Source organism: Pseudonocardia sp. (assembly GCF_025465255.1).
GTDB lineage: Bacteria > Actinomycetota > Actinomycetes > Mycobacteriales > Pseudonocardiaceae > Pseudonocardia.
Window position 1 is genome coordinate 1 of the sequence record NZ_JAODNI010000044.1, and the last position, 6,152, is coordinate 6,152.

Annotated in this window: 5 protein-coding genes; 2 read left to right on the forward strand and 3 right to left on the reverse strand. The window is 72.1% G+C overall.

Features of this window, described 5'->3' with window-relative positions; genetic code table 11:
• Together JWP64_RS04380 and JWP64_RS04385 are read right to left on the reverse strand one after the other, a co-directional pair.
• On the reverse strand, window positions 1-1,938 hold a 1,938-nt coding region (locus tag JWP64_RS04380; RefSeq protein ID WP_297492524.1), incomplete at its 3' end, for a GAF domain-containing protein.
• A 148-nt stretch (window positions 1,939-2,086) separates the two neighbouring features.
• A complete protein-coding gene (locus JWP64_RS04385; protein ID WP_297492526.1) occupies window positions 2,087-2,299 on the reverse strand; it encodes a hypothetical protein in 213 nt (70 codons plus the stop codon).
• Between the two features lie 659 nt (window positions 2,300-2,958).
• Here JWP64_RS04385 and JWP64_RS04390 point away from each other — a divergent pair.
• Complete coding sequence (locus tag JWP64_RS04390; RefSeq protein ID WP_297492529.1) at window positions 2,959-3,312, forward strand: UBP-type zinc finger domain-containing protein; 354 nt, start codon at window positions 2,959-2,961, stop codon at window positions 3,310-3,312.
• A gap of 482 nt (window positions 3,313-3,794) precedes the next feature.
• A complete protein-coding gene (locus JWP64_RS04395; protein ID WP_297492532.1) occupies window positions 3,795-4,646 on the forward strand; it encodes a chitosanase in 852 nt (283 codons plus the stop codon).
• A 675-nt stretch (window positions 4,647-5,321) separates the two neighbouring features.
• On the opposite strand, the gene JWP64_RS04400 is transcribed toward JWP64_RS04395, so the two are convergent.
• The coding region (locus JWP64_RS04400; RefSeq protein WP_366889379.1) for a peroxidase family protein at window positions 5,322-6,152 on the reverse strand (831 nt) is incomplete at its 5' end.

The window sequence follows — 6,152 nt, forward strand, 5'->3', positions numbered from 1 at the left end:
GTCGTCGCGGATCGACAGGTGCAGGAGGGCGTCGCGCTGTTCGACGGCGACGTGGGCGTGGGAGGCGCGGGCGTGTTTGGTGGTGTTGGTCAGGGCCTCGGACACCACGTAGTAGGCGGCCACCTCGGTCGGGTCCGGGGGGCGGGCTTCGGTGCGGATGTCGAGTTCCACCGGGAGCGCGTCGCGTCGGGCGAGGGTGCGCAGGGCCGGGCCCAGCCCGCCCTCGGACAGGATCGCCGGGTGGATGCCGCGGGCGATCTCCCGAAGCTCCTCGGTCGCCTCGGTGAGCTCGTCGGCGACCCGGCCGATCTGGGTCTGCAGCCGGGGTTGGTCGGCGGGCACGGTGGCTTGGGTCAGGCGCAGTGTGAGGCCGAGGGCGACGAGGCGTTGCTGGGTGCCGTCGTGCAGGTCGCGCTCGATCCGCCGGCGGGCGTCGTCGGCGGCGGCGACGATCCGGGCCCGGGACGCGGTGAGCTCGGTGCGGCTGTCGGCGTTGGCGATCGCGGTGCCGACGAGCTCGGTGAAGCCGGCCATACGCTCTTCGGTGTCGGCAGGGAAATGCCCGTGCCGCGCCCCGGCGACGATCCCACCCCAGACATGCCCCTCGACCATGATCGGAGCCGCGACCGACGACAGGAGTCCCAGCCGGCGGACGGCGTCACCGTGCGCGTCGGAAGCTTCACCGAAGTCGTCGACGCGGCCCGGGCGGCCCGTGCGCAGGACCGCCGCCAAGGCCAGAGGCGGCTCGGGGTTCCAGCGGCTCCCGATCGGGAGGTTGTCGGGCTGTGCGCCGAGGCGGGCCACGACGGTCGTCCCGCCGTCGGGATCGAGGCGGACGATGGTCGAGGCGGGCGCCCCGAGGACGTGTCTGACCTCCTGCGCGACGGCCGCGAAGACCTTGGCCGGCGGCACCCCGCGGGCGACCAGCGTGGCGACCCGGCGCAGCGCGGCCTGTTCCTTGGCGAGCCGGCGCAGTTCGTCACGGCTTTCCTCGAGTTGGGCGCGGCCCTCGGCGTTCGCGATCGCCGTGCCGACGAGCTCGGTGAAATCGGCCATGCGCTGTTCGGCGCCGGCCGGGAAACGTTCGCGTCGGGTCCCGGTGCCGATCGCGCCCCATACACGCCCCTCGACGATGATCGGCGCTGCGACCCCCGACCGGATTCCCAGCCGACGGAGGCCGTCGCCGAAGCCGTCGGAGGGCTGGGTGAAGTCGTCCAGGCGGGCCGGGCGGCCCGTGCGCACGGCGACTGCCAACGGCAGCGGCGGCTCGAGGTGGAAGCGGCTGCCCACCGCCAGCTCGTCGGGGCGGTCGCCGACGCGGGTGAGGATGGTCGTCGCGCCGTCGGGCTCGAGCCGGACGATGGTTGTGGAGTCGGCACTCAGGAGGCGCCCGACCTCCTGCGCAACGGCCGGGAAGATCTCGGCCGCCGGCACCCCGCGGGCGACCAGCGTGGCGATCCGGCGCAACGCGGCCTGCTCGTCGGCGAGCCCGCGGAGCTCCTCGCGGCTCGCGGCGTTCGCGATGGCGAGGATATCGGCCTCCCGGCGGCGCGCGGCCAGGCCGACCATCGAGCTGGCCGCGCCGGCGACAAGGACGAACGCGACCTGGGCGACCACATTGTTGGGGTTGGTGATGGCGAAGCTGTCGTAGAGCGGCGGGATGAAGTAGCGATCCAGGAGAACCGCGGCCGCGGCCGCGGCGGCCAGCGCCGGAACCAGCCCGCCGACGAGCGCCACGAGCACGACGGCGAGCAGGTAGAGCAGCGTCTGGCTGGGTAGGCCCAGGATGTTGCGAAGCTGGGCCAATCCCACCGTGAGCAGGGCAAGGACGACCAGCCCGGTCAGCGCCCCGGTCAGCCGGCGCCGCCATGAGAGCTCCGCGCGCCGGGCAGGTCGCCATCGTCGACTCGCGGCGGGTTTGTGGGTGCCGATATGCATGTCGGGGTCGCCCTTCCCGTCCGGCTGGTAGCGCCGGTGCCCGGTCCCGTCGGCAACTGGACCACCCAGCCGCGACGGCCAGCGCCCGAAACGAGCTGGGTGGCGTGCCCCGCGCGGGCGAAGTCCCGGAATGGGACGGGTAGTGCGGTCAGCGCTTGGTGAGGAGCGCCGCCACGCGGGTCCCTCGACGGAAACGGACGCTCGACCGGACGGGAGTGCGAATGATCTCCACGGCCATGGTTTTCGGTGCTTCTTTCGTGATGGCCAGCGCGCCGGCGGTAGGTCGATTCGGGCTGACCACGTCAACGGCGTGGTGCTCGTCGCGGTACTCCAGCACCAGAAAGTCGTCGCCGGGCCGCACACAGCGTCGCGGTAATGCCAACCCGGTGCATCGCCACCAGCGGCCCTCACACCCTGGTGCTAGCTGCAGTCCCTGGACTCCTGCTGGCAGGTAGGGCGAACATCGTGGTTCGCCAAGGCTGAAGCGGCCTTCTTTGCCTACCCGGCGTGGTGCGTACGCGGTGCGCAAGGCCTTCGCACTGAACCTCAGCGCGGCCCCGAGCTCTGATGAAGCTGTTGATCGGCCTCCTCGCTCGGACGGTCGGGTACGGGGCTCACTCTCGGCGCGGCGACCAGACGGCGTAGCTGCGCCGATTTCCAGATCCTCGGCGAGCGGTTCGCCGCGGGGGAGACCCCGGCCCAGCCGGGCCGGGCTTGCTTGACGTCACGACCGGCCGCTACCCGAGGCGTGCTGCCGGCGAGGTCGTCGTCGCGCTGGAGTACAGCCGGCTTCGCTGTGTGGGTGCCGTCCTGACCCTGCGCAACCCAACGGCTCCGAGAGGTTCCAGACCCGGGTCTCTCAGTCGGGCTCGAGTCCCTGGCCCCGCCAGGGCAAGACCAGCACCGGCGAGACAACTCGGTAGGCGAATCATCCACTCATCGGCGTTTGGCCCCGGCGCCCGGTGACATCCACTCCCAGGGGCGGGCTGCCGAGGCACCCCGCGACAACGAGAGGGCGCCATGACTCAGTTCCTGATCGGAATCGACCCGACCGTGCCTCCGAGCGGTCCCGGTTGCGTCGAGTGCGACCAGACCGGCGGGTGGTGGTTACACCTGCGCCGCTGCGCGTTGTGCGGCCACATCGGCTGCTGCGATACCTCCCCCTCCCAGCACGCCACCGGGCACAACGCCACCACCGGGCACCCGATAGTCCGCAGCTACGAACCGGGCGAGGACTGGTTCTGGGACTACCCCGGCGCACAGATGTTCGTAGGCCCGCCGCTGGCGCCGCCCGAGCACCACCCACTCGACCAACCAGTGCCCGGGCCGGCCGGGCGTGTACCCGCTGACTGGCAATCCCACCTCCACCGATGACCAGCTGAACGGCGCCAACCACCGACGCGGCCGCCTCCAAGACCCGCCGACCGCTGCGCCTTGGCCGCAGCCATATGGGCAACGTCGCCGTCCTCGATGTCGCCCGGCCGATGATCACTTCAGTCGCCTTCAGGCGCGGTCCACTCGGTAGGTCAGGCGGGTGCAGACGGGCGAGACCTCCACCGAGGTATGGGTGAGGCGGTGCCGCCCGACGTCGTGGAGCAGCGGGGTTCGTGACGACCCGGCGGAGGCCGGGAACTCATCGCCCTGAGCAAGACCCGTCAGCCGCGGGGCGTGTCCGTTCCGGCGCGCGTGGTGGGGCTGGTCGACGGGGCACCGCTGGACCTGTGGCTTGCGGAACTGCAGTTCGGCGACTTCCGTCCTGGCCGCAGGTTCGCCGGTGTCGGCGCCCCCGGGCAGCGACAGCGGCGGCCGGTGCGGGCCGGTAACGGATTCCCGCCGGTGGCCGACGGACGACCGTGGTGGATCTCTCCGGACCGGTGGGCGCCGATATCGCCCAGCAGATCGTGTGCAGCGCCGAGAACAGCTCGCTGGACTGGCGCGCCCAGTACGGCTACATCGAGGACATCGGTGACGGCCGCGGTTTCACCGGTGGGCTGATCGGTTTCTGCTCGGGCACCGGCGACATGCTGGAGGTCGTCGAGCGCTGCGCGGCGGACTCCCGGGGCTCGGCGCTGGCGCGCTTCGTCCCGGCGCTGCGGCGGGTCGACGGGTCGGACTCGCACGACGGTCTGGGGCGGGCGTTCGAGGCGGCCTGGCGCCAGGCCGCGGACGACCCGGCGTTCCGACGAGCCCAGCACGCGGTGCTCGACGAGCAGTACCGCTGGCCTGCCGTCGACCAGGCGCGCGCCGACGGGCTCCGGGGGCTCGGCCAGCTGGTCTACTACGACGCCCTCGTCATGCACGGCCCCGGTGAGGACGAGGAGAGCTTCGGCGGCATCCGGCGCGCCGCGGTGGCGACGTCGCGGCCACCGGCACAGGGCGGCGACGAGCGGTACTACCTGTCCGCGTTCCTCGACGCGCGAAGGCGGGTGATGCACATGGAGGAGGCGCACGCCGACACGAGCCGGCTCGACACCGCCCAACAGTGGTGGCTGGACGCGGGGAACCTCGACCTGGATCTCCCGCTGCACTGGCAGGTCTACGGCGACGACTACGCGATCACCTCGCCGCCACCTGGCATCGACCCGGGACCGTCCCAGCGGCGGCACCCCGACCGCGACTCCGAGGACGGGGCCCACGACCTCCTCGGCGGCCCGGGCTCGCTCGTCACCCACGCCGCCGAGACGATCCGCCGCTGGACGGGGCGCTGAGCGGGCTGCCGACCGTCCCGGTCGCCCGGCCATCGACCCACGTCGTGACCGCGGTCCCGTAGGCCGATCCCGCTGGACCTGTTCACCGAGGCCGGGTGAGCCCAGATCGGCAGCACAACTTCGGTGAGGGCCTGGTGCCAGCGCGAGGCTGGCGGTCTGAACTGCCGTCAGTTGTGCCGGCCGCTACGAGCTCCCATGGCGACTCGAACGGAGACGCCTGCGCGAGCACGCCGTTGGGGTCGGACTTCGTCGCGCTGATCTCGATGGCGATGAACCGGCCGCCGTCCCGGGCCGACCGCGACGCCCGTGAACAGGGCGCCGGCCGATAGCGCGGTGAGGGCGATCACCGCCACCGCACTCGCGCGGCGCGCGATCCCGGGACCGCGTCTTCTCTGTCGGGACATGGGCTGCTCCTCCCGGTGTGGCCCCGCAGGCCGACGGCCTGCGCAGGTGGTACCAAGAAGAGTCGGGGAGGTGGCGCCACCGGAACCATGGTGTGCTCGCCCGGAGCTCGGGTGCGCTCCCCCCGGGAGGCCGGTGGGATCGCCCCGGGGCAGGCCCGTCTCCGTCCTGCTGCGAATAGGGCTGAGTGATCACGGTCGAGGCCGCCTGGCCGGCGGACGCGAGGTCCGTTTGTCCAGGTCGGCCGACGAGCGGCCGACCTGGACATCGGGATCAGGCCAGGTCGTACCGGTCGAGGTTCATGACCTTGTCCCACGCGGCCACGAAGTCGTGCACGAACTTCGCCTGCGCGTCGTCGCTCGCGTAGACCTCCGCGACTGCACGCAGCTCGGAGTTCGAGCCGAACACGAGGTCGACGCGGCTGCCGGTCCACGTGACCTCGCCGCTGGCGCGGTCGCGAGCCTCGAAGGCGTCGTCGTCACCGGCCACCGAGTTCCACACCGTGCCCATGTCGAGCAGGTTGGTGAAGAAGTCGTTCGTGAGGGTGCCCGGCTTGTCGGTCAACATCCCCGCCGTGGACTGCCCGGTGTTGGCGCCCAGCACGCGCAGGCCACCGACCAGGACGGTCATCTCCGGGGCGCTCAGGTTCAGCAGGTTCGCGCGGTCGACGAGCAGGTACTCACCGGGCAGGCGGTGCCCCTTGCCGCGGTAGTTGCGGAAGCCGTCGGCGGTCGGCTCCATCTGCGAGAACGACTCGACGTCGGTCTGCTCCTGCGTCGCGTCCGTCCGGCCAGGGGTGAACGGCACCTCGACCGCGTGCCCGGCATCCTTCGCGGCCTTCTCGACCGCGGCGACGCCGCCGAGCACGACGAGGTCGGCGAACGAGACCTTCTTGCCGCCGGTCGCCGAGCCGTTGAAGTCGGACTGGATGCCCTCCAGCGTACGGATCACCTGGGTCAGCAGCTCGGGGTCGTTGACCTCCCAGCCGCGCTGCGGCTCGAGGCGGATGCGGCCGCCGTTCGCCCCGCCGCGCTTGTCGCTGATGCGGAACGACGCGGCCGCCGCCCACGCGGTGAAGACGAGCTGGGAGACCGTCAGGCCCGA

Bases quoted from the DNA above. Each gene is read 5' to 3' on its own strand.
- JWP64_RS04390 (WP_297492529.1), top strand. From the start codon at position 2,959: ATGACTCAGTTCCTGATCGGAATCGACCCGACCGTGCCTCCGAGCGGT.